The 24806-nt window shown below is 57.2% G+C and carries 22 protein-coding genes; 19 read left to right on the forward strand and 3 right to left on the reverse strand.

The features are described from left to right. The first annotated feature begins 293 nt into the window (after positions 1-293). A complete protein-coding gene (gene fhuB / locus B0H98_RS07435; protein ID WP_106374433.1) occupies positions 294-2294 on the forward strand; it encodes a Fe(3+)-hydroxamate ABC transporter permease FhuB in 2001 nt (666 codons plus the stop codon). A gap of 29 nt (positions 2295-2323) precedes the next feature. On the opposite strand, the gene ltaE is transcribed toward fhuB, so the two are convergent. Further along, the gene (ltaE, locus tag B0H98_RS07440; RefSeq protein WP_106374434.1) at positions 2324-3337 is read right to left on the reverse strand and encodes a low-specificity L-threonine aldolase; all 1014 of its coding nucleotides are present in this window, start codon (positions 3335-3337) and stop codon (positions 2324-2326) included. Between the two features lie 96 nt (positions 3338-3433). On the opposite strand from ltaE, the gene B0H98_RS07445 reads away from it, so the two are divergent. Further along, positions 3434-4645 carry an NAD(P)/FAD-dependent oxidoreductase gene (locus B0H98_RS07445; protein WP_106374435.1) on the forward strand — a complete coding sequence of 404 codons (1212 nt, stop codon included), beginning with the start codon at positions 3434-3436 and terminating at the stop codon, positions 4643-4645. 65 nt (positions 4646-4710) lie between these two features. Beyond that, complete coding sequence (gene speG / locus B0H98_RS07450) at positions 4711-5241, forward strand: spermidine N1-acetyltransferase (protein ID WP_106374436.1); 531 nt, start codon at positions 4711-4713, stop codon at positions 5239-5241. A 163-nt stretch (positions 5242-5404) separates the two neighbouring features. Here speG and B0H98_RS07455 read toward each other — a convergent pair whose 3' ends face one another. Both B0H98_RS07455 and B0H98_RS17265 read right to left on the reverse strand, forming a co-directional pair. Continuing rightward, positions 5405-6028 carry a M48 family metalloprotease gene (locus B0H98_RS07455; RefSeq protein WP_244183017.1) on the reverse strand — a complete coding sequence of 208 codons (624 nt, stop codon included), beginning with the start codon at positions 6026-6028 and terminating at the stop codon, positions 5405-5407. 535 nt (positions 6029-6563) lie between these two features. After that, positions 6564-6686 (reverse strand): hypothetical protein, encoded by a 123-nt coding sequence (locus tag B0H98_RS17265; RefSeq protein WP_279628382.1) that lies wholly within the window; start codon positions 6684-6686, stop codon positions 6564-6566. Between the two features lie 577 nt (positions 6687-7263). Here B0H98_RS17265 and B0H98_RS07460 point away from each other — a divergent pair. From B0H98_RS07460 to B0H98_RS07535, 16 genes are all read left to right on the forward strand, one after another. Then, the gene (locus B0H98_RS07460; RefSeq protein ID WP_106374438.1) at positions 7264-8976 is read left to right on the forward strand and encodes a thiamine pyrophosphate-dependent enzyme; all 1713 of its coding nucleotides are present in this window, start codon (positions 7264-7266) and stop codon (positions 8974-8976) included. Positions 8977-8982: 6 nt separating this feature from the next. Beyond that, positions 8983-9144 carry a metallophosphoesterase family protein gene (locus B0H98_RS07465; RefSeq protein WP_244183019.1) on the forward strand — a complete coding sequence of 54 codons (162 nt, stop codon included), beginning with the start codon at positions 8983-8985 and terminating at the stop codon, positions 9142-9144. A 529-nt stretch (positions 9145-9673) separates the two neighbouring features. Then, entirely contained in the window at positions 9674-10618 is a 945-nt protein-coding gene (locus tag B0H98_RS07470) for a tripartite tricarboxylate transporter substrate binding protein (protein WP_106374439.1), read from the forward strand. A gap of 7 nt (positions 10619-10625) precedes the next feature. Next, positions 10626-11135 (forward strand): tripartite tricarboxylate transporter TctB family protein, encoded by a 510-nt coding sequence (locus B0H98_RS07475; protein ID WP_106374440.1) that lies wholly within the window; start codon positions 10626-10628, stop codon positions 11133-11135. A gap of 2 nt (positions 11136-11137) precedes the next feature. Next, a complete protein-coding gene (locus B0H98_RS07480; protein ID WP_167392652.1) occupies positions 11138-12625 on the forward strand; it encodes a tripartite tricarboxylate transporter permease in 1488 nt (495 codons plus the stop codon). 11 nt (positions 12626-12636) lie between these two features. Next, positions 12637-13962, forward strand: a complete 1326-nt coding sequence (locus B0H98_RS07485; RefSeq protein ID WP_106374442.1) for an enolase C-terminal domain-like protein — start codon at positions 12637-12639, stop codon at positions 13960-13962. 313 nt (positions 13963-14275) lie between these two features. Further along, complete coding sequence (gene kdgD / locus B0H98_RS07490; RefSeq protein WP_106374443.1) at positions 14276-15193, forward strand: 5-dehydro-4-deoxyglucarate dehydratase; 918 nt, start codon at positions 14276-14278, stop codon at positions 15191-15193. 37 nt (positions 15194-15230) lie between these two features. Then, entirely contained in the window at positions 15231-16223 is a 993-nt protein-coding gene (locus tag B0H98_RS07495; protein ID WP_106374444.1) for a TRAP transporter substrate-binding protein, read from the forward strand. Between the two features lie 57 nt (positions 16224-16280). Next, the gene (locus B0H98_RS07500) at positions 16281-16817 is read left to right on the forward strand and encodes a TRAP transporter small permease (protein ID WP_106374445.1); all 537 of its coding nucleotides are present in this window, start codon (positions 16281-16283) and stop codon (positions 16815-16817) included. A gap of 3 nt (positions 16818-16820) precedes the next feature. Further along, the gene (locus B0H98_RS07505; protein ID WP_106374446.1) at positions 16821-18101 is read left to right on the forward strand and encodes a TRAP transporter large permease; all 1281 of its coding nucleotides are present in this window, start codon (positions 16821-16823) and stop codon (positions 18099-18101) included. Positions 18102-18122: 21 nt separating this feature from the next. After that, the gene (locus tag B0H98_RS07510) at positions 18123-19259 is read left to right on the forward strand and encodes a mandelate racemase/muconate lactonizing enzyme family protein (RefSeq protein WP_106374447.1); all 1137 of its coding nucleotides are present in this window, start codon (positions 18123-18125) and stop codon (positions 19257-19259) included. Between the two features lie 374 nt (positions 19260-19633). Next, complete coding sequence (locus B0H98_RS07515; RefSeq protein ID WP_106374448.1) at positions 19634-21229, forward strand: ABC transporter substrate-binding protein; 1596 nt, start codon at positions 19634-19636, stop codon at positions 21227-21229. Between the two features lie 41 nt (positions 21230-21270). Beyond that, complete coding sequence (locus tag B0H98_RS07520) at positions 21271-22287, forward strand: ABC transporter permease (RefSeq protein WP_106374449.1); 1017 nt, start codon at positions 21271-21273, stop codon at positions 22285-22287. After that, positions 22287-23195, forward strand: a complete 909-nt coding sequence (locus B0H98_RS07525) for an ABC transporter permease (RefSeq protein ID WP_106374450.1) — start codon at positions 22287-22289, stop codon at positions 23193-23195. Before B0H98_RS07520 ends, B0H98_RS07525 begins: the two co-directional genes overlap by 1 nt. Before the next feature lie 3 nt (positions 23196-23198). Then, positions 23199-24050: an ABC transporter ATP-binding protein gene (locus tag B0H98_RS07530; protein ID WP_244183021.1), complete on the forward strand. Its 852-nt coding sequence runs from the start codon at positions 23199-23201 to the stop codon at positions 24048-24050. Beyond that, positions 24047-24790 carry an ABC transporter ATP-binding protein gene (locus tag B0H98_RS07535; RefSeq protein WP_106374452.1) on the forward strand — a complete coding sequence of 248 codons (744 nt, stop codon included), beginning with the start codon at positions 24047-24049 and terminating at the stop codon, positions 24788-24790. The genes B0H98_RS07530 and B0H98_RS07535 overlap by 4 nt, the downstream gene beginning before the upstream one ends. Positions 24791-24806: the final 16 nt, after the last annotated feature.

Consider the following 24806-nt stretch of genomic DNA (forward strand, 5'->3'; position numbering starts at 1 on the left):
GCGGTTTGATTTGGCTAAATGCCAATAACCCATACGGATACTCATTACCAACGGCCTTGGCCGGGTGATGATACGCCGTTTCAGCGGATGCCGAGCCACTGGCCGGCCTGCCTTGCAACGCATATAACGCTGCTAGGTCAAAGGGTTAATTGTAGTGTTAATCGTTATCATTTAAAATATTTTGCGTTAATGCAACCGCTATCTGTTATCCGGACTGGAAACTCGCCCCTTGGGCTGTTGCCAGACGCGCACGGCGTTATTTCAGTTACAGCCCATACAGTAAGGTATCTACCATGCCAGGCAGTGTGCCGTTGGCCCAGAAGATAGGCGGCATGTCTCCCGCCAAAGTGTGTCTATTGCTCAGCCTTCCGCTGGCCATGCTCCTGATAATGGGCTTTCAGGCGCAAGGCGGCCTGGGCCAGAGCCTTCAGGCTCTGTTTAGTCCGGACCTCGACCAGGTCGATGACCTGTTGCTGCACTTTACCTGGTGGCCGCGGCTGGCAGTTGCCCTATTGGCTGGGGGTGGGCTTGCCCTGGCGGGTGTGCTGATGCAGCAGGTGCTGCGCAATCCGCTTGCCGCGCCCACCACACTGGGTGTGGCAAGTGGTGCCAACTTGGCGCTCATGGCCGCCACATTGATGGCGCCAGGGCTTTTGGTGGTGGGGCGAGAGTGGGTCGCTCTGGCCGGTGGCGCTCTGGCGATGGGGCTGGTATTTGCCCTGGCCTGGCGGCGCGGGCTTGCGCCGGTGGTGGTGGTGCTGGCCGGGCTGGTGGTCAATCTTTACCTGGGCGCGCTTTCAACGGCGCTTTTGCTTTTCAATCATGAAACCCTGGCGGGGTTGCTTATCTGGAGTGCCGGCTCGCTTTCCCAGAGCGGCTGGGACGGCGCTGCCGCCCTGGCGCCGCGCCTGGCACTCTGCGTACTGGCGGCCTGGCTGCTGCTGCGCCCACTGGCGGTGCTCGAGCTTGACGAGGCCAGTGCCAAAAGCCTGGGCATATCGCTCAAGTACCTGCGCTTTGCCGGCCTGGGGCTTGCGGTATTCATTACCGGTAGCGTGGTCAGCGTAGTGGGTATCGTCGGATTCATCGGCCTGGCGGCGCCCAATATCGTACGTATGGCCGGCGCGCGCCGGCTGGGAACGCGGCTACTCTGGTCAACGCTTCTGGGGGCGGTGCTGTTGGCCACGACGGACCTTCTGCTTCAGCGATTTTCCGGCATGGCGGCGACCTTGATTCCCACCGGGGCGGTCACCGGTGCGCTGGGCGCTCCGCTGCTTTTATGGCTGATTCCCCGCCTGAAGCTTCAAGGCGACCGGCCGCCGCAGTCTTCCAGCATGCTGGCTGGCCGCCACGCTGCACCGTATCGCTTGGCCATCGGGCTTTTATTGGCGCTGTTGCTGGCCACTTGCCTGGGGCTTTTTGTCGGCCAGGGGGGCAGCGGCTGGGCGTGGGTCAACGTGTTGGATGGGAACGTTATCGAGTGGCGCTTCCCTCGGGTGATGGCCGCCGCGGCCAGTGGCCTGATGCTGGCCATCGCCGGCACGCTGTTGCAGCGGCTTTCTGCCAATCCCATGGCAAGTCCTGAAGTGCTGGGTATCAGCGGAGGCTGCGCCATTGCGCTGATTCTGGGTATCTATTTACTGCCCGCCCCCAGCAATACTGCGCTGATCGGTATCGGTACCGCAGGGGCACTGGTGACACTTTCAGGGCTGGTGGCCTTGAACCGGCGCAGCGGCTTTGTGCCCGAGCGGCTTTTGCTGAGCGGTGTGGCGATCAGCGCGCTGTTCGATGCGGTGCGCAGCATACTGCTTGCAGGCGGCGACCCGCGTGGCCAGCAGGTCATTGCGTGGCTGGCGGGCTCGACCTACTACGTGGATGTCACCAGCGCCCTGGTAGTGGGAACACTGGCGGCGGGGCTTGCTCTTGCCACGCTTCCGTTTACCCGCTGGCTGGATATTCTGCCCTTGGGCGCCCCCATGGCGCAGGCGTTGGGTGTGGGCCTGAACAGGGCGCGACTCGGGCTGCTGCTGCTGGTGGCCCTGCTGACTGCCTGCGCGACGCTGGTGGTCGGGCCGCTTTCGTTTATCGGCCTGCTGGCGCCACACATGGCGCGCCTTGTAGGGTTCTCCCGCGCCCGTGAACATCTGGTGGGGGCGGCTCTCATCGGCATGCTGCTGATGGTGCTGGCCGACTGGGTAGGGCGGCAGGTCATGTTCCCCTACGAGATACCGGCAGGCCTGGTGGCTTCGCTGATCGGCGGGGCTTACTTCATGTGGGGCCTGCGGCGGCTGTAGGCTGGATACCGCAGGCGCCACTGACCTTATCAGGCGGCGTGCTGCTGAAAATAGGCGCCCATCACTTCAAGCACCTTATCGATATCTGCATCATCAATGTCACGATGCACCACAAGGCGCGTGGCGTATAAAAGCTCGATCAGGATATCGTGCTCCTTGAGCCAGGTGGAAAGCGGGCGCACGTGTTCGTCGGGCACGTGGGCAAACACCATGTTGGTCGCCTGGGAAGTAACCTGTATACCCGGCAGGGCAGCCAGGCCTGTTGCCAGACGCGCCGCCCGGCGGTGATCGAAAGCCAGGTCATCGACATGGTGATCCAGCGCATACTGGCAGGCCGCCGCAATAATGCCCGCCTGGCGCATGCCGCCACCGACCACCTTGCGCCAGCGGCGGGCGCGCTCGATAAAGTTGCGCGAGCCGACCAGGGCCGAGCCAATTGGCGTGCCCATGCCCTTGGAGAAGCACAGCGAAATGCTGTCAAACGGGCGGCAGAGCTTCTCGAGCGGTACTTCGCTTGCCACGGCGGCATTGAACAGCCGGGCGCCATCCAGGTGGGTTGCCAAGCCACGGGAGCGGGCGAATTCCGTGGCCTGATGGACGTACTCCTGTGGCAATACCTTGCCGCCGATCGTGTTTTCCAGCGCCAGAAGGCGCGTACGCGCAAAGTGGAAATCATCGGCTTTAATCGCCGCGCTGATCTTCTCCAGCGGCAGGCTACCGTCGCTGGCGTTTTCGATGGGCTGCGGCTGAATGCTGCCAAGCACGGCAGCGCCGCCCCCTTCGTAACGGTAGGTGTGGGCGGATTGGCCGACGATATACTCATCACCGCGTTCGCAGTGGGCCATCAAACCGACCAGGTTGCTTTGGGTGCCGCTTGGAAACAGCAGCGCGGCCTGCTTGCCCGATAGCGTGGCAAGATGCTCCTGAAAGGCATTCACCGTGGGATCGTCACCCCATACGTCATCACCGACGGGGGCCGACATCATGGCCTCCAGCATGGCGGGGCTTGGACGGGTCACCGTATCGCTACGCAAATCAATCATGTTATTTCCTTGGGTAACCTGTGATAAACAGGGCAGCTCTTCAATAACCCACTATGGTTACAGCATACGAAGAAGCAACCCAGCGTAGGTAATGTGATGGATCTTAAGAGTGGCTATCCGTTTTGGGCGATAAAAAATGGTCTGTTGACTACTTTCCCACAGCTCACCCATGACCATCAATGCGATGTCGCGGTGATTGGCGGCGGGATTACCGGGGCGCTGATTGCCAATGAGCTCAGCGAGCATGGCCATCACGTGGTAGTACTCGAGCGCCGGGATATCGGCTGGGGGAGTACGGCGGCAAGTACTGCCCTGCTGCAGTATGAAATTGATACTCACCTGACCGAGCTTGCAAGGCGTTACGGTGAAGAAAACGGAGTGCTGGCCTACCAGGCGTGTGCCGACGCGATACTGGAGCTTGAAACCCTGGCGCGTGAGCTTGGAGGTGTCGAGTTCGAGCGACAAAAGAGCCTCTACTTCGCCAGTAATGAAGAGGATGTAGCATCCCTGAAAGCAGAGCTTGCCCTACGCCAGAAAAATGGTTTCGAGGCCAGCTGGCTCGAGCAGCAAGTACTTGTGGAGCGCTACGGCTTCAAGGCGCCCGGCGGCATCCTGACCGAGCTTGCGGCAAGCGTTGACCCTTATCAGATGGCCTATCAACTGTTCAACAAGGTGGCAAGCCGGGGTGGCGAGGTGTATGACCGTACCCAGGTGAGCGAGATGATTCAGCGCGACGATCACCTGGCGCTTAGGCTGACCAATGGCGCTACGCTCTCCTGCCAGCAGGTCGTCATTGCCGCCGGTTACGAGTCCCAGGCGTGGTTGCCTGAGCCGGTTGCCAAGAACCGCAGCAGCTACGCTTTCATCACCGACCCGTTACCGCTTGAGATGCTTGGCGAGCTTAAACAGACGCTGGTGTGGGAGTCGGCCAGGCCGTATCTGTACCTGCGCACCACTGTGGATGGCCGGCTGTTGATAGGCGGCGACGATGATGATCAGGACATTCCGGGCCGCCGTGACGACCGGGTGATCGAAAAAGCCCAGGGGCTTGCGAAAAAGGTGGAAGCGCTCTGGCCGTCGCTGACCATCAACCCCACGTTCAGCTGGGGCGGCACCTTTGCCGAAACGGAAGATGGACTGCCCTATTTTGGCCCTCACGAAGCGCACGGTAAAAGAGTACACTTCGCCATGGCCTACGGCGGAAACGGCATCAGCTACAGCATGGTAGGTGCCAAGCTGGTACGCGCGCTGATCGAAGGTCGGGAACATCCCTTGGCCACGCTATTTTCCTTTGAACGTCACGCTTAACCCCCGCAGCGGGCCATCGCGCCTGAGTGCAGCTCCTGGCCCGCTGCCCGATGAGAGCAGTACCCATGGATCATCTACTTTACTTGCGCGCACTGGAACGCAGCGACCTGCGTTTCGTGCACGAACTCAACAACAACCAAAGCATCATGTCGTACTGGTTCGAAGAGCCCTACGAATCCTTTGATGAGCTGGAAGAGCTTTACAACAAGCATATTCACGACAACGCCGAGCGGCGCTTCGTGGCTGAAGACAGTTCGGGCATCGCCATCGGGCTCGTGGAGCTGATCGAGATCGACTACATCCACCGCAGCGCTGAATTCCAGATCATCATCACGCCAGACCATCAGGGAAAGGGCTTTGCTCGTTCTCTGATCCGCCAGGCCTTGCACTACTCCTTTACCATTTTAAATATTCACAAGGTGTATCTGATCGTTGCAGTGGAGAACGTCAAGGCGATTCATCTTTATGAAGAGAGCGGGTTTATCGAAGAGGGGCATCTGGTGCAGGAGTTCTTCATCAACGGTAAATACCGCGACGTAAAGCGGATGTATATTTTGCAGGAGACGTATTTGGCACAGTTAGACAAGTTGCAATAAGTGAGCAGGGCGGTTTCCATATTGCAGTCGTCTGCTTTACTGCGCCTGAAAAAAACGTGCTGATTACTGAGATTTGCTGGAAAGGGCTAAGGCTTTCGTTGGCTATCATGGGTATTACTCCTGCCAACCTAACAACGGCTGGCAGGAGTAGCAGTATCGATATCTAGTTGAGCGTGGATTCCAGGCGGTTGGCACGATCACCAGAGGCTGGGTGGCTGGAGAAGAAGCTACTATCGTTGCCGTACTTGGCTTCAAGTTTACGCAGTGCCGAGATTGAAGCCTCAACATCCATATCGTGCTCCTTTAGAAGCTCGATGGCGTAGTCGTCAGCTTCATTCTCCTGGCGTTGGGAGAACTGGGCGTTGATGAGCTTCTCGCCCAGCTCGCCAAGCTCTGAACTTGAAAGAACGGCAGCGGTGGAGCTTCCGCTTGCAGCGGCTGCTTCACGCGCGGCAGAGGCAGCATAGGCCACCTGGAAGGCTCGCTTGGAGTGACCAAGTGCCACGTGACCGATTTCATGCGCGATAACGTAGCGCACTTCATCGTCGTTCATCTCATCCATCAAGCCGCTATACAGACGGATAGACCCATTGGGTACTGCAAAGGCGTTCATTTCAGGGACTTGGTACACGTTAAAATCGAGGTTGTTGCCATCGACCACGTCCCAACCCTTGGTCAGGTTTGCCAAACGTTCCGCATACTGGCTGTTGGTGGCGACGAGCTGGTTTTCACTATCGAGCTGGGCAATGGTTTGATCGCCTAATTGCTGCATTTGTTGGTCAGACATCGTTACAGCGCCTGCCATACCTGCGCCTGCAGACATGAGCCCACCCAGGTCAGCGCCGGATTGGCAGCCGCTGACCATCAGGGTTGCAGCCAAACCTAATACACAGGATGTTTTCCGCCCAGAAAAAGAGGATTGCATTATCATTTCCTTAATCAATATGCGCATAGCATGAAATGTTGCGCATTTAATAGTATGTCTCAATTGGCCTAACTAATATTAGATTAAATCGTTTCTTAACTCCATCCCTGCTGTTATTAAAACGCCTGAACCAGTCTATTGAATGCCCTTGAGGTATTCGTTGAGTGTCGATTAGCCGCAAAAATCCATATAGCCGTCATTAGTAATGGGATTGACTTGTAAGGTAAGGGTTTATTGGATTTTAAAGGGTAACAAACGTGTGGTGTTTGAAGAGGGATAAAGGACAGGGTGTGTAATGCAATCTGAATCGGATTTACTTACTTGAGAATAACGGCAGCGTTCCACAGGGAGGCGCTGAACAAGGCCGCCATTCTGGCGGCCTTTAGACACAGCTCGTTTAGCGTTTGCGCATATAGTCGGCTAATGCTTCGAACGCGGCGCGCTGCTGTAAAGCGCGCTGTGCCCAGATCTGCATGACATCGTCACGCATAGCCGGGTAGCAGGGGATTGAGTGTTGCATGGCATGCACTCCTTTGTGGGTGAAGGGTCAGAGATTATTATTAGAATGATGCTTTATTGTGCATCGCAGCACATGGCCGCGACGCTAAATAGTAAGTGCTTTTCAAGCCTTGCTCTAGTCAAAAAGGTGTAGGAGATTTGCCAACTGCTGTAAGAAATGGCTTACAGATGAGCCTCCATTTAGCTAGCTAATTGAATGAGCAGGCATTTTAGGTGAGCTAAAAAAGCCAGGAGGATACCTGACTTTATGAATCTTTTTTTCTAAAACAGTGAGTAAATGTGCTCGATTAGCCCATATAGCTGGCTATCGCGTTCATGGCTGCACGCTGACATTGCGCTTGAACAAGCCAGAATTGAAGAACGTCACTATCGTATTCGAAGGGGGGAAGCTGGAGAGGCATTGCGTGGTCCTCCTGTTAGGACACACACGTCAGTATAGTGGCTTTTTGCTGCTTTGCAGCAAGAATCGTAATGCTTGCCAGATTTAGTCTGGGATAGGCAAACGGATGACGCAGAAAATCGTATAACCCGCTAGGCTTCAAAGGAGAAACCCTTTTCCTCTGCGAATGGAGTCGCATATGAGCGCCACTGTTGCTGAAATCATGGTCGATACTCTTCAAAACGCCGGTGCCAAGCGCTGTTACGGCGTTGTCGGGGATACCCTCAATCAATTTACGGATGCCTTGCGCCAAAGCGATATCGAGTGGATCGGCGTTCGCCATGAAGAGGTTGGCGGATTCGCGGCTGGCGGCGAAGCCTATCTCACCCAGGAGCTGGCGCTATGTGCAGGCTCCTGCGGCCCCGGCAGCCTGCACTTTGTGAACGGGCTGTTTGATGCCCATCGCAACGGCGCCCCCGTGGTATTGATTGCCACTCAGGTGCCGCTGGCTGAAACCGGCGTCAGCTTTCCCCAGGAAGTGGATCAGGTACAGATCTTCAAGCAGTACAGCGTGTTCTGCGAAACGATCTCCTCACCCGAGCAGGCCCGCCGCATGACGGCCCTGGCCGCGCAGGCGGCGCTTGCCAAAGGCGGCGTGGCGGTATTGATCGTACCCGGCGATGTCATGAAGCAGGCGCCGGAAAGCCAGCTGGCGTTTCGTGCGCATCGTTTCGAGTACTCGCTGCGGCCCAGTGCCGAAGCGTTTGTGCCCGCCGTCAAGCAGCTCAACAAGGGCGGCAAGATCACCATTTTCGCTGGCTCTGGCTGTCGTGACGCCCGCGAGCAGGTGATCGCACTGGCTGAAAAGCTCCAGGCGCCCATCGCCTGGACTTCCCGTGCCAAGGATTTTATCGAACACGACAACCCCTATCAGGTCGGCATGACCGGGGTATATGGTCTGGAAGGCGGTTACCACGCCGTGGCCGAGTGCGACACGCTGTTGATGCTGGGGTGTAACTTCGCCTTCAAGCAGTTCTACCCGGAAGACGCCGCCATCATTCAGGTCGATAGCGACCCCGCCCAGATCGGCAAGCGTTATCCGGTAGACGTTGGCATCATTGGCAGCGTTCGTGATACCTGCGAGGCGCTTTGTCAGGTAGTTGAGCGCAACCCGCAATCGCGCTGGCTGGAAAAGTGTCGCAAGCACTACGCCAAGTCGCTGGAAAAATCGGCGCACAAGAGCCGCGATGATTCACTGATCCATCCTCAGGAGCTGACGCTTGCCATCGACCGGCTTGCGGCGGACAACGCGCTGTTCACTGCCGATACGGGCAGTGTGACCGTGTGGATGCTGCGCCATATTCAGGCCAGCGGCCAGCGTCGTACCCTGGCAAGTCTGCAGCACGGCACCATGGCCAACGCCTATCCGCAAGCATTGGGCATTCAGCTGGCCTACCCCGAACGCCAGGTGATTGCCCTGTGCGGGGATGGCGGGCTCTCCATGCTGATGGGCGATCTGTTGACGCTGGTACAGCGCAAGATCCCGCTCAAGATCGTGGTCTACAACAACCAGTCGCTCAGCTTCGTGGAGCTTGAGCAGAAGGTGGAAGGACTTCTGGACGCCTATACCGAGCTGCAGAACCCGAACTTCGGCGAAGTGGCCAGTGCCATGGGCCTGTGGGGTAAACGGGTTGAACGCGAGGACGAGCTTGGGGATGCCATCACCGAATGGCTTGCCCAGCCAGGCCCTGCGCTGCTGGACGTAATGACCAACCCCATGGAACTGGTCATGCCGCCCAAGGTAGCAGCAGGGCAGGTGGCTTCCACCGCGCTGTATTCAGCCAAGGCAGTACTGAGCGGGCGCATGGACGAGGTGGTTCACCTGGTGAAGAGCAACTTCTTGAAGCGGTAAGTAGACATGCGCCTTCATGTGCTATCCGATCTGCATCTTGAGCATTTCGACAGTGGCCGCCCATTGCCAGCCGTTGAGGCGGATATCGTCCTGCTGGCTGGCGATATTCACCGCCAGTGCGAGGGCATGGCTTGGGCGCGGGGCCAGTTTCTTGAAGCGCTGGATTAAGCTCTTTTTTAGCTAACACTTTGGTCTAACTGCGGGTTTATATGCTTGCGGGGGAAAGCATAGTTGATTAGGTTGTTTCTTGTATGATGTATGACGATAGTTAGCGTCGTTAATATCTGTTTAAACCCATGTGGCGTGCCGCTAGAACTATGAAGGGGTTACGTGAAGTTCTCTAAACAAGAGGTAATTAAAGCAGTTGGTGATGACCCGTTATCGTTTCCGGTCTGTAGCTGATATGCCCGTTATCTTTTACATGGAACTGTTTAAAGGGAATACCGAAGCGGTCAAGAAAATACCAGCGAATTTCCATTCCCTTTATCGATCTGCGCGACCATAAAGCAGGGGATGCCGTCAGCCTGATCAAGAGGCCGGTACCGACATTATCGGGTGCCCGGCGGGAAAGGCTTGCGCACCCTGGTAATGCCTACTCAAGAAGAGCGCAAACAGCTGGAACAACTGATTGAGTCGGCAAAGTAAAACCCCGTTGATATCCCAAAAACACTCACGCTCACAATCACAGGTGGAAACAATGAAAAAGACAATACTGACCCTTTCCGTCGCTGCCGCTGCACTTTCCTCTGCTCTCGCTTTTGCCGATTATCCAGAGAAAAACATCGAGTTCATCGTACCTTGGAACGCAGGCGGTGGTGCCGACAACGTTGTGCGAGCACTACAGAATCCGGTTGAGGAAGCGCTGGGTACGAACATCGTAGTACGCAACATTTCGGGTGGCGGTGGCGCAGTAGGCTTCTCAACCGCTGTTGCCGCCAAGACGGACGGTTACGTGATGACAATTCCGACCAATGCCACCTTCACGCTCGAAGGCCTGGGTAATGTCGGCTTCTCCTACACCGACTTTGAATACATTGCCCGCGTTCTGGTCGAGCCTTACGTTCTGGCCGTCAACAGCCAGAAAGGCTGGGGTTCGCTGGAGGAACTGGTCAACGACCTGAAAGAGAACGACCGTCCTCTGATGGTGGGTGCTTCAGGCGTCGGGTCTTCCACGCACATCATGGCCGTTGCGCTGGCTGAAGAGCTTGGCGTCCACTTTGAAGTAGTGCCTTATGACAGCGGCGCGAATGCCGTGACGGCCGCCATGGGTGGACACATCGATGCCGTCGTCCTGAATCCTTCAGAAGTGGTTTCCGCGATTGATTCCGGCCGCCTGAACGCCGTTGTCACAACGGGCGACGAGCGCAGCGGCGCACTGCCTGACTCCCCCACCATGCTGGAAGAGGGTTACGACTTCTCCATCAGCCAGTGGCGCGGTATTGCGGCACCCAAAGGCATCAGCCAGGAAGTCGAAGACCGCTGGGTGGAAGCCATCCAGGCTGCCGTTGAAGATCCCGAGTTCCAGCGCGCAGCCGAGATGATGGGGTCGGACATCATGCCGCTTTATGGCGATGAGCTTGATGCGTTCGTCGAAAACACGGCCCAACTGATGATCGAAGAAGCTGAAAAACTGGCTCAGTGAGGAAGATATGCAACGGCCTATTCCAGAAGCAACGTTTCATATTGTGCTGATAGGCCTTGTGGGTTACTTCCTGATGGAAAGTTATTCTATTCGAGGAAGCGCAGCTGGCGGCAGTCTGTCGCCGGCCTTTTTCCCCAAGGCAATCTGTGTATTTCTCATCGTTCTGCTGTTGCTGTCGCTGGTCAGGGTCATTATTGAGGGTGTGTCCAGCAAGGATGCCGACGAAGTGCGTGAAAGCAGCTTCCGAGTATCGGTCATTGCCTGGGTAACGGTACTTGCCCTGCTGATACTTTACGCCTTTCTGCTTGAACCCCTTGGCTATGTGGTCACCACGGCGTTACTGATCTTCTGCATGGTGTCGACCCTGGTGCTGCTGAACAAGCAGGAGCAGAAAGCGTCCTTGAAAGGTGTGGCGGGGCTTGCCGGTTTTTCCATACTCACTTCGCTGGCCATCTTCATACTGTTCAGTAAAGGCTTCAGCATTATTCTGCCCACCCTGGGAATAGCCGGAGTTTAATCATGAATGATTATATCGATGCACTAGGGCTTGTCTTCCAGGGGTATGTACTGCTGGCAATTGCAGGCGGAACGCTGCTCGGCCTGATCATGGGCGCGCTGCCGGGCCTGACGGCGGCCATGGCGATTGCGCTGTTGCTGCCGCTGACCTTTGGCATGCCGCCGGTGATGGGGGTCGGCATGCTGCTGGGCACCTTGTGCGGTGCCATTGCGGGTGGCTCCGTATCGGCAACGCTGTTGAATATTCCAGGGACTCCCTCTTCTGTGGCAACAACGCTCGATGCCTTCCCCATGGCCCGTAGCGGTCAGGCGGGGCGAGCGCTGGGAATTGCCATTGTTGCCTCGTTTCTGGGTGGTATCTTCAGTGCGGTAGTGTTGAGTGTTCTTGCGCCACCCATCGCTGAATTTGCCCTGCGCTTTGGCGCCCCTGAGTACTTTGCGCTCAGCGTTTTTGGCCTGGTAATCATCGCGTCTGTTTCCAAGAACCTGGCGAAAGGTCTGGCGGCCGGACTTATCGGCCTGCTGCTGGCGACGGTCGGTTCTGATCCCATGGTTGGCAGTGCCCGGTTTACCTATGGAAACATGTCACTGTTGACCGGCATCAATCTTCTGCCGGCGCTTATTGGCCTGTTTGCGGTTTCACAGGTGCTGGCCGATGTCGTCGACTACTTCAAGACAGAAAAAGCCGATACGTCCAGTACACCCGTGGACAAGGCCTCGCCGCGCTGGATTGAGGTCATCAAGCACTGGAAGGTTGTCCTGACCAGCTCCGTGATTGGTACGATCGTGGGCGCCATTCCTGGCGCGGGCGGCAGTATTGCCTCCTTCCTGTCCTACGACCAAGCCAAGAAGATGTCCAAGACTCCCGAAAAATTCGGCAAGGGACACCCGGAAGGCATCATTGCCTCTGAATCCTCGAATAACTCACTGGTCGGTGGCTCGCTGATTCCCATGCTCACCTTGGGCGTACCCGGTGAAGCGGCCACGGCCGTCTTGATGGGGGGGTTGATGATTCAGGGTATTCGCCCAGGCCCGACGTTATTTACCGAACAGGGCGCCATTATCTACGGCATCTTCATTGCCTTCTTCGTCGCCAATATCTTCATGATGCTCTTTCAGTGGTTTGGTATCAGGCTGTTTATCAAGATATTGCAGATTCCACGTAAGCTCCTGATGGCGATGATCCTGGTCTTCTGCGTCATTGGTGTCTACGCGGTGGACTCCAACATATTCAATGTTTATCTGATGCTGGCCTTCGGTGTTCTCGGGTTTTTCCTGAACAAGTATGGCTTTGGTACTGCGCCGGTCATTCTGGGCCTGATTCTGGGACCCATTGCAGAATCAAATCTGCGACGAGCGCTACTGGTATCAGGCGGCGACTGGTCTGTGTTTGTCTCTCGACCGATCAGCCTGGCGTTCCTGCTCGTTGCCCTGCTATTTCTGGCATTCAGCCTGTGGCAAAACGCCAAACATAAAACGACATCAGCTTAGGGTTAATCACTATGTTTCCAAAAATTACCTCAATGAAAGTGGTACCTGTCGCCGGTTACGATGGTTTTTTGCTTAACCTCAGCGGTGGTCATGCACCCTGGTTCATTCGCTGCGTCGTGATTCTCGAAGACGATGCCGGTAACAAGGGCGTCGGTGAGATTCCTTCCAGTGCCGGTATTCTCAAGGGCCTGGAGCAGTGCCGCGGCATCGTCGAAGGCTCCACCATCAACGCGTTCAAGCAGACGCTCAACAATGCCCGCTCGACGCTGGCCCAGAACGGCCGCGAAGAGCGCGGTCGCCAGACCTTCGATTTACGCGTAGCGGTTCATGTCGTGACTGGCCTTGAGTCGGCGCTGCTCGACCTTTACGGTCAGGCCGTCGGCCTGCCGGTAGCGGATCTTTTGGGCCAGTACGGCCGCCAGCGCGACGAAGTCGAGGTGCTGGGCTACCTGTTCCTGCTGGGCGACCCGGACAAGACCGATCTGCCTTACCCGAAGGCAACGTCCCCGGTGGATGCCTGGGACGAGGTGCGCTATCAAAAGGCACTGACGCCGGATGCCGTCGCGAATCTGGCCAAGGCCGCTTATGAGCGCTATGGGTTCAAGGACTTCAAGCTCAAGGGGGGTGTACTGCGCGGTGAGGAAGAGGCCGATTGCATTCGAGCGCTTCACGAAGCCTTCCCGGAGGCACGCTTGACGCTCGACCCCAATGGCGCCTGGAAGCTCGACGAGGCGGTGCGGGTTCTGGAGCCCATCAAGCATCTGCTCAGCTACGCGGAAGATCCCTGCGGTCAGGAAGAGAGCTACTCGGGGCGCGAAACCATGGCCGAGTTCAAGAAGCGCACGGGGCTGCCTACCGCGACCAACATGATCGCGACCGATTTCAAGCAGCTGCAGTACGCCGTTCAGCTCAACGCGGTGGATATCCCGCTGGCCGATTGCCACTTCTGGACCATGCAGAGCGCGGTCATGGTGGGTGAGCTGTGCAACGAGTGGGGCATGACCTGGGGCTCGCACAGCAATAACCACTTCGATATTTCGCTTGCCATGATGACCCACGTGGCCGCGGCGTGCCCCGGCGAGATCACCGCGATCGACACGCACTGGATCTGGCAGGACGGCCAGCGCATCACCAAGGAGCCGTTCTTGATTCGCGACGGCAAGCTGAAGGTACCGACCACGCCCGGTCTCGGCGTTGAGCTGGACGAAGAGAAGCTGATGGAGGCGCATCAGCTCTACAAGACGCTGGACGTGACCCAGCGTAACGATGCCATGGCGATGCAGTATCTGGTAGCCGGCTGGGAGTTCGATCCCAAGCGGCCGGCGCTGGTGCGCTAAGCCCTGAATCTGCGCCGATGCTTACGCACGCTATAGGTCTTCTCGGGTAGCGTGCGTGATCCTGACGTATCGATGAGTCAGGTTTTGCCCAGTGAATAGCTTGATTGATGCCGAGCGGATACTTGAAGAAGAAAGCCCGTACTCGCAGCGCGTCATCAGCCGTTAGCACTTTAGTCGAAACTCATGCTATTTCGCTTGCGCGGCTTATCGGCGTTGATTACTTTCTAATTTGTATGATGTATTACAAATTATAGTCATCACGTTTTTAAGTCGTGCCGGTGATCCTGGCGTGTGAAAACAAGAGGGTAGTTGTGTGAAATTCTCCCAACAACAAGTAATACAAGCCGTTGGCGATGGATTGCTGTCGTTTCCCATTACCGATTTCGACCAGAACGGCCAATTCGACGAGCAAAGCTACCGCAAGCGCCTGGCGTGGTTCATCAGCCATGACATTTCCGCCGTCTTTGTCGCGGGAGGCACGGGAGAATTTTTCAACCTGACGCTTGAGGAGTACCGCCAGATCGTTCGCGTTGCCGTGGAGGTTATCGACGGCAAGCTGCCCGTGATCGCCAGCGCCGGATTGAGCGTCGAGGCCGGCAAGGCGTTTGCCCAGGCCGCTGAAGAGGCTGGCGCCGATGGCATTCTGCTGATGCCGCCGTACCTGACCGAGTGCCCCCAGGATGGGCTGGTTGAGTATGCCCGGCAAATCTGTGATTCCACCGCCGTCAACGTCATCTATTACAACCGGGGTAACGGCGTGCTTGACGCCCGCTCGGTCCAGGCGCTCGCCGATGCATGTCCGAACCTGATCGGTTTGAAGGATGGCAAAGGCGATATTCAGGCGCTCAACAAGATCATCAAGACCGTTGGAAACCGGCTGGTTTACGTGGGTGGCGTACCTACGGCAGAGATTTTTGCCGAGGCGTATCTCTCCATCGGCGTCAATACCTACTCATCGGCGGTTTTCAATTTCGTACCCGACATGGCGGTCACGTTCTACCGGGCGCTGCGCGGAGGAGACAAAGCCGTGGTCAAGCAGATCACCAACGACTTCTTCATCCCCTTCATCGACCTGCGTGACCAGAAGTCGGGCTACGCGGTGAGCCTGATCAAGGAGGGCGCGGACATTATCGGCCGCCCGGCGGGCAGCGTGCGTGCCCCCTTGACCATGCCTACCCCAGAGCAGCGCCAGCAGCTAGAGCAGCTTATTGAAGCGGCTCGCTCTTTCTGAAACTTCAAACCCAATGCAGAACAAGAGGTGTTACGTGATGAAAACAACAACTATCCGTCGTCAGGCCCTGTTTGCCCTTACCAGTGCGTCGCTCCTGGCCGCGGCCATGTCGGCGCATGCCGACAACTGGCGAGGCTGGAACATTCATCCGGATGGCTACCCGAATACCGTGGCGCTTGAAGCATTTGCTGAAGCGGTGGCCGAGCAGACCGAAGGCCGTGTCACGCCCCGTGTCTACAACAACGCCGTGCTGGGCGATCAGTCGGATGCCATCGAGCAGACGCGCAATGGCGCGCTGGATTTTGCCAACTTCAACATGGGCCCCATGGGGCCGATCGTCCGTGAAACCGACGTCTTCTCGCTGCCGTTCCTGTTTACCGACATTGACCACATGCATACGGTCATGGACGGTGAAATCGGCCAGCGCTTTGCCGATGCTCTGGAAGAGAAAGGCCTGGTCGTACTTTCCTGGTTCGACTCCGGCTCGCGCAGCATCTACAACACCAAGCGCCCGATCCACACGCCTGAAGACGTTGCAGGTTTGAAAATTCGCGTCATGAACAACGACCTGTACGTTGAAATGATGGAAGCGCTGGGAGGCAACGCCACGCCCATGGCTTACGGCGAGGTGTATCAGAGCCTGACCACAGGCGTGCTGGATGGCGCCGAGAACAACTACCCATCATTTGAGTCCAGCAACCACTACGAAGCGGCGGAGTACTACTCGCTGACCGAGCACCTGATCATTCCCGAGTGCCTGTGTGTGGCGAAGGCCAGCTGGGAAAAGCTTTCCGAAGAGGATCAGGAGATCGTTCGTGAGGAGGCTGTGAAGGCGTCGGAAATGCAGCGCGAGCTGTGGGTGGAAAGCTCTGAAGAGAGCCGCCAGATCATTCTTGATCATGGCGTCGAGATCAACGAAGTCGATGACAAGGCAGCCTTCCAGGCGCTGATGGAGCCGATGTACGAAAACTTCATCGCCAACAACCCCGGCACGGGCGAACTGATCGAGGAAATCAGGGCCGCTCAATAATTTCTTTGACCTGCTTCCGGCGGCCCTTGCCGCCGGAAGATTGAAAGGGAAGGTGTCGTGAGTATAGAAATTGAAACGCCCAGCCATCGAAATAGCACGACAAGAAGCGGCGCTCTCGATCGCGTTCTGGACGGTATTGCCGAGCTGTGCGTGTGGGTGGCCGGTGTCATGCTGGTCGCTCTTATCGCTACCTTCGGCTGGCTGGTGTTCGGGCGTTACGTGCTCAACAACACGCCTACCTGGGTCGAGCAGACCTCCCTGGTACTGGTGGTCTACATCACCTGCCTTGGGGCGGCCGCCGGCGTTCGCTACCACAGCCATCTGAATATCGACTTCGTACGCGAGAGCTTTCCGCCCGCGTTACGTGCCTTGATGCATCACATCTCCGATCTGTTCATCCTCATCTTTGGCGGCTTCATGGCAGCCCAGGGCTGGAAGCTGGTGATGACCAACATGGAAAGAGCCATTCCCATGATTGGTATTCCGGAAAGCTTTCGTGCAGCGCCGCTGGTGATCTGTGGTGTGCTGATCATGCTGTTTGCCGGTGCGGATATCGTGCAGCGATTACTGTCTCGAAATACCCAGAGGACATAAGCCATGGGGCTGCTCATTCTGTTTGGAATCTTTTTTCTGGGCCTGGTGGCAGGCGCACCGGTGGCCTTTGCGGTTGGCCTGGCGGCGGTGGCCACTTTCTTGTATGAAGGATTGCCGCTGTTCGTGGCCTTTCAGCGTATTCTGTCGGGCATCTCTGTCTTTTCACTTCTGGCCATTCCGTTTTTCATCTTCGCCGGCGAGCTGATGCTGCACGGCGGTATTTCGACTCGCCTCGTGCGTCTGGCATCGGCCATGGTGGGAAGAATGCGTGGCGGCCTTGGCATGGTGAATATCAGCTCTTCGATGCTGTTTGGGGGGATTTCGGGCTCGGCGGTCGCCGATACCTCGGCGCTGGGCTCCATACTTATCCCGGTCATGAAGGAGAAGGGCTACGACGCCGACTACGCGGTCAACGTCACGGTGACCTCATCGATTGCCGGGGTGGTCATTCCGCCCAGCCATAACATGATCCTTTACGCCGTGGCCGCCGGGGGCGGGATTTCCGTTACCCAGCTGTTCATTGCAGGCATCGTGCCCGGGATTCTGATGTGCTTGAGCCTGGCAGTGGCCGCCTACATCGTGGCCGTCAAGCGCGGCTACAAGGGCGAAGCCTTTCCCGGCTGGCAGGCGCTGATGATGAGCCTGGTCGCATCGCTGCCTGGGCTGATGACGGCGGTGATCATCGTGGGTGGGGTGCTCTCAGGCATCTTGACCGTGACCGAGTCCGGTGCGTTTGGTGCCATCTATGCCATTCTGGTGACCGGGCTCGTCTACCGCGAGCTCAAGTGGGCATCGTTCAAGGCCGCGGTGATCCAGTCGGTGAAGACCACTGCCCTGGTGATGATACTGGTGGGCTGCGCCTCGGCGTTTTCCTACCTGCTGGCGCTTTATAACGTGCCGGAAATGCTGACCACCGGGCTGATGGCGATTTCCGACAGGCCTTTCGTGATCTTCTTGATGCTCAACCTGATTCTGCTGGTGCTGGGCATGATCATGGACATGGCGGCCTTGATTCTGATCTGTACGCCGATCTTTCTGCCGGTGGCCATGCAGTTCGGCATGGATCCGATTCAGTTCGGCATCATCATGATGATGAACCTGGGGCTTGGCCTCTGTACCCCGCCGGTGGGCGCCTGCCTGTTCGTGGGCTGCGTGATTGGCAAGATCAAGATCGAGCAGGCGGTGCGCACCATCTGGCCATTCTTTCTGGCGCTGTTTGTGGCGTTGATGCTGGTGACCTATATCCCGGCGGTCTCGCTCACGCTACCCGGCCTTTTCAGATAACGTCATGACAGGGACAACGCCATGAAAGTGCAAGCGGTCAACACGTATATTCTGGATCACAAGCTTGAAACTGCCTTTGAAAGTGCCTCGATGTCGTTCAAGCGCCGTCAGCACTGTCTGGTCGAGATTGTCTGCGAAGACGGCACCGTAGGATGGGGGGAGTGCCTGGGTCCGGCCAAGGCGAACGCGGAGGTGGTGAGAACCTACGCACAGTGGTTGATCGGCCAGAATCCGCTGGAAACCGAAAAGCTCTGGCTTACGCTTTACAACCGCCTGCGCGACCAGGGCCAGCGTGGCCTGACCATGACGGCCCTGAGCGGTATCGATATTGCGCTGTGGGATATCAAGGGCAAGCGCTTTGACGTACCGATTTCCACGCTGCTGGGTGGGCGCTTTCGCGAATCCGTGCGCGCCTACGCCACCGGTTCGTTCTCCCGCGAAGGCGTTGACCGGGTAAGCGACGTGGCGGCGGAGGTGGCGCGCTACCGTGAAGAGGGCTTTCACGCCGTCAAGATCAAGATCGGCTTCGATGTGGAGGAGGATCTCAAGGTGATCGAGGCGGTGCGCGAGGCGATCGGGCCAGATGTGCGCTTGATGATTGACGCCAACCACGGCTACGACTACCTGGAAGCTGTCGAAGTGGGCAAGCGCGCGGCCGCGTTCGGTATCGACTGGTTCGAGGAGCCGGTGCTTCCCGAGCAGATTGGCACCTATCAAGCGGTGAGGGCCGATCAGCCCATCCCAGTGGCAAGCGGCGAGAACTGGCACGGCCGCTACGCCATGCAGGAGCCTTTGGCGCGCCGCGCCATCGATATCATCCAGCCGGATATATGCGGTGTGGGCGGGTTCAGCGAAATGCGCCGTGTGGTGGATATGGCCGCCATGCACGGCGTGCGCCTGGTGCCGCACGTATGGGGAACGGCGGTATGCCTGGCGGCGAGCCTCCAGTTCATGGCCGCACTGCCGCCCAATCCGCCGCGGCGCTCGCCGCTGGAGCCCATCATGGAGTTTGATCGTACGGAAAACCCGTTCCGCCAAGCGGTGGTCAAGACGCCGCTGGAGCATTGCCGGGGTGTGATGGCCATTCCCGATGGCCCAGGGCTGGGAATTGATATCAATCGCGAAGCGCTAATCACTTACGCACTAAAGGAACAATAAAAAAGGAGCTATAAATGATATCAGATTTAACCAATAGCGGTTAATCAGCAGCCTTCATGGTGTGAAGTCAAGGCACTATCATCGGTTGAAAATTATATGAACCAGCCATTAGATACTCCGTTATCTAATGGCTTTCGTTTTTATAAATTGCCTGTTTTATATATAGACTAATGGAGAAGTGCAGTGATTCTAAATACACATTAATGTCATTAAACATATTATGTATGACCAATAGGCGTATGATCTATTAACTCAATAAATGTGGAGCGCGTTAACAACACACTGAAAGGAGCGGGCATGTTTGAACGTTGATGCTTAAACAACCGATACGCTGACAACTATAAATACAAGCCAGACAATCAATGGAGTACGGCATGAGCACCCTTGTAAGGTACCTGCTAGGGGCGACGATGCTGTTGCTGAGCGCAGTAGCACACTCGAATACGCCTAGTGACCAACTCATCATTGCCTTGAAAATGAACAATATCCTCTCCCTGGATCCGGCGGCGGCAACGGGCAACGATATTGCCTTCATCAACGCCAATCTCTACGACACGCTGATAGAACTGGACCCGGAAGACCCGACCATTATCCTGCCCTCCGTCGCAAGCGAGTGGGACGTGGCCGATGACAATATGTCGCTCAGGTTTACGCTGCGAGAAGACATCAACTTCCATTCAGGCAACCCACTGACGGCTGAGGACGTCGTGTGGACACTTGAACGCGTCCTTAATCTCAACCTGGCGCTGGCCACCACCTGGAAGGCGCTGGGATTCACCCAGGAAAATGTTTCCAGCCTGATATCGGCGCCAAGCTCCCATGAAGTAGAGATTAAGTTCCCCCGCGAGCTCGATCCAAAGCTTGTGATGTACACCCTGGCGACCAGCCCCAGCGCCTTCATCATCGATAAGCAGCGGGTATTGGAGCATGAACAGCAGGGCGATCTGGGCAACCAGTGGCTGACCACCAACGCGGCGGGTAGCGGCGCCTTCAGCCTGCAGCAGTGGATTCCTCAGGACCGGATCATCATGACCAAGAACGACCGTTACTGGGGGGAAATGCCTACGCTTGAGCGGATCGTCATGCGTAATCTGAAAGAGTCACAGACCATGCGCCTGATGATCGAGCGTGGCGACATCGATGTGGCCATCGGCATGTCGGTGCCCGATATTCGCTCTCTGGAAGAGGCTGAAGGGGTGGATATTCAAACCACCCAGCGCGGTACGCTCTACTACGTGGCCGTCAGCATGCAGAATGACATTCTGGCCAACAAGGATGTTCGAAGAGCCATTCGCGGCACCATCAACTACGACGGTATCAATGACAGCATCATGCCGTTCTACGGCATCTTCCACCAAAGACCTGTCAAGCTTGGCCTTCCCGCGACGCTGCCTGAACCCATGTATTCGCTGACCACCGAGGAGGCTCGGGCGCTACTGGCAGAGGCAGGTTACGAGAATGGGTTTACCACGACCATCCGAGCACTCAACGAATCGCCGTTCATCAACGTGGCGATCAACTTGCAGAACAGTCTGGAGCGTATCGGCATCAATGCGGAAATCATCAGCGGCACCGGCAACCAGGTTTACGGCGCCATGCGAGACCGCCGCTTCGATATTATCGTGGGCCGTGGCGGCGGCGGCTTTGCTCCCCACCCTGATTCCAACCTTACGCCGCTTCTGCTCAACCCCGACAATGCCGATGCCGCCAAGCTGACCAACTTTCAGGGATGGCGAACCGGCTATCAGAACGAGCGTATCAACGAGCTGATCATGCAGGCGGTTTCCGAAGCCGATAGCGACGTGCAGAACCGTTTATACGGTGAAGTTCAGTCCATCTATGAAGAGGATGTCGGCGCGCTGTTTCCCTTCTCACAGATGGTCAATACGGTCGTCGTCAGAAACGAAGTCGAGGGATACCTTGACGATCCGGCGGCGATGACGCGCTTGAGGTCCGTCACCAAGCGCTAATCGACGCGGTGAGCGGGTGTGTTAACCAAGAGGACATAATAATGACAAGATCGCGCTATTCAGGCGTTGTGAGAAAGATAGGTGTCATCTTCATTACCCTGTTCGGGCTTTTGACCATGACCTTCGTGATCGGCAGGCTGATGCCTATCGATCCGGTTCTTGCGGTCATTGGTCCTGATGCCGACTCTTCTACCTATCAGCAGGTGTTCGAACAGATGGGCCTGGACCGGCCGATATGGGTGCAGTACTTCTACTATCTGCAGGCGATGCTGTCCGGCGATTTTGGCCGGGCCATTCTGACCGGTAGCCCGGTGGTCGATGACATTCTTCGCGTACTGCCGGCCACCATCGAGCTTGCATCCATCGCGATCATGGTAGGTGTCGGCCTGGGCGTTCCACTGGGTGTCTATGCGGCCACTCATCGCGGGCGCCTGGGCGATCATCTGACGCGGGTGATCACGCTTTTCGGCTATTCGACCCCGGTGTTCTGGGTCGGCATGGTGGGGCTGATCATCTTCTACGCCTGGCTTAACTGGGCGGGTGCGGCAGGCCGCATCGGCTTTGCCTATGATGGCATGTTCACAAGCTATACCGGCTTCTATCTGGTGGACACGCTGCTTTCCGGCAACCTTGAAGCCTTCTTCAGCGCGCTGCGCCACATCGCCTTGCCCGCCTTGATTCTAGGCCTGAACTCCGTCTCCTTTATTGGCCGTATGACGCGCAGCTTCATGCTCGAACAGCTCTCCCAGGAGTATATAAAGACGGCACGCGTTAAAGGACTCTCCGAGCGCAGCGTGATCTGGAAGCATGCGTTCAAGAATATCCGCGTACAGCTGTTGACCATCGTAGCGCTCGCCTATGGCGGGCTGCTCGAGGGTGCTGTGTTGATCGAAACCGTCTTTGCCTGGCCCGGCTTCGGCCAGTACCTGACCGACAGCCTGCTGATGGGCGACATGAACGCCGTCATGGCCTCGGTACTGTTCATTGGCCTGGTGTTCGTGTTTCTGAATCTGCTGTCCGACGTCCTGTACAAGCTGTTCGATCCGAGGACTCAATAATGAAAAGTACCGAAACCCTCAAGAACCCTGGCTACGCTCTGGGTGCTCGGTCTGAAGCGCAGCCCTCGCGGATGACCTTTTGGATAAAGTCCTTCAAGAAACTGTGTAAAAACCCCTTGAGCGCCTCCGGCGTGGTCATCGTCGCCTTGCTGTTGGTGTGTGCCATAGCGGCCCCGCTTATTGCCACGCACAATCCGCTCGAGCAGGACCTGGGCCGTATTCTCGCATCACCTTCGCTTGCCCACTGGTTTGGAACGGACGAGTACGGCCGGGATATCTTCAGCCGCATCGTGTATGGCTCGCGGGTAACGCTGTATATCATTTTTCTGGTGACCATCATTGTCGGCCCTATCGGCCTTCTGATCGGCACCATGTCCGGCTATTTTGGCGGCTGGGTCGATAGCGTCTTCATGCGTATCACGGATATTTTCATCTCGTTTCCAAGCCTGGTGCTGGCGCTGGCGTTCGTGGCCGCGCTTGGCCCGGGGCTTGAGCACGCGGTAATTGCCATCGCGATTACTTCTTGGCCGCCGGTGGCGCGTCTTGCCCGTGCCGAAACGCTGACCTTCAGAAACTCTGATTACGTCGTGGCGGCTCAGCTGCAGGGCGCATCGTCCTTTCGCATCCTTTTTCACTACATCTCGCTCATGTGCCTGCCGTCGCTCATCGTGCGCCTGACCATGAACATGGCCACCGTCATATTGACCGCCGCGGCGCTGGGCTTTCTGGGCCTGGGCGCCCAGCCGCCGCTTCCCGAGTGGGGCGCGATGATATCCACCGGGCGCAGCTACATGCTCGAAAGCTGGTGGCTCGTCGCCTTTCCCGGTGCGGCCATCATGCTCGTAAGCCTGGCGTTCAATCTGCTGGGCGACGGCCTGCGTGATCTCTTAGACCCCCGGACCGAGTGAGGTATGGACATGGATGTATTGGCGATTGAAAACTTGAACGTTACCTTCCGCACCGATGAAGGCATCAAGCACGCGGTCCGCGATGTGTCTTTTACGCTCAATAACGAAAAGCTGGCGATAGTCGGGGAGTCCGGTTCGGGAAAATCCACCGTGGGCAAGGCGATCCTGCGCTTGAATCCGCCTTCGACGCTGGTAACCGCCGACGCGCTTCGGTTTGGGGAAACGGATCTTCTCGCCTGTAACGAGAAAGCCATCCGCGCCATTCGCGGTCAGCATATTTCGATGATCATGCAGGACCCCAAGTTTTCGCTGAACCCGGTGATGACCGTAGGCGAGCAGATAGCCGAGGCGCTCAGCGTGCATCGCCGTATCAGCAAGCGTGAGGCCAGGCTGGCGGCGCTCGAGATGTTGAAAGAGGTGAGCATTGCCGACCCTGAGCACGTGTATGGCCAGTATCCGCACGAGATATCCGGAGGCATGGGGCAGCGCATCATGATTGCCATGATGGTCATCCCCGAGCCCGATATCATCATCGCCGATGAGCCGACGTCTGCACTCGACGTGTCGGTTCAGCAGGATGTGCTCAATATACTTACCCGGTTGATCGAGAAGAAGAATATCAGCCTGATATTCATCAGCCACGATCTCAACCTGGTGAAGAAGTTCTGTGACCACGTGCTGGTCATGTATGGCGGCCGTGTCGTGGAGTCGATCAGGGCGGACGCGCTTTCCAACGCGTCCCACCCTTATACGCGCGGGCTGATGGAGTCGCTTCCGAGCCTCCGGCACCGTCGGGACGTCTTGCCGGTCATGACCCGCGACCAGAATTGGCTTACTCAGGACTACACGCCATGATTGCCATTGAATCACTTTCATTCGACATGCCGGGTGCCGGCAAATCCAAGCGCATCCTCAACGACATCAATATCCACGTGGGCAGAGGCGAATGCTTCGGGTTGGTAGGCGAGTCGGGTTCCGGCAAGACGAGCATTCTGAAGTGCCTGGCAGGGCAGTTCAAAGGCTGGGAAGGGGGTATCGCCGTTCAGGGAAAATCGATTGCCGACACCTCGCTCAAGGAGCGCAGTAATACCATGCAGATGGTATTTCAGGACCCCTACGGCGCCTTGCACCCACGACATACCATTCGCAAGATACTCAATGAGCCTCTGGCCATCAAAGGCCTGCCCGACAAGGCTGAGCGTATCCACAAGGCGCTCAAGGACGTAGGGCTCGATGAGTCGTTCCTGCCCCGTTATCCCCACCAGCTCTCGGGCGGCCAGCGGCAGCGGGTAGCCATCGCCCGGGCCATCATTCTGGACCCGGATATCATTCTGCTCGATGAACCAACCTCAGCACTGGATGTATCGGTTCAGGCCGAGATACTCAACCTGCTGGCCAGCCTTCACCACCGCCGGCAACTGACCTACCTGATGGTATCTCACGATCTCGGTGTCATCGCGCATCTGTGCGAGCGCGTCGCCGTCATGAAGGCCGGGGAGGTCGTCGAAGTGGTGGCAAGGGAAGACCTGATCGAGGGAAATGTTACCCACAACTATACCCAATCGCTTTTGCAGCACGCGTTTAGTCGTGAGTAAGGGGGGGCATTTGGTT

The sequence above is a fragment of the Vreelandella songnenensis genome, from assembly GCF_003002925.1.
In the GTDB taxonomy this organism is placed as follows: Bacteria; Pseudomonadota; Gammaproteobacteria; order Pseudomonadales; family Halomonadaceae; genus Vreelandella; species Vreelandella songnenensis.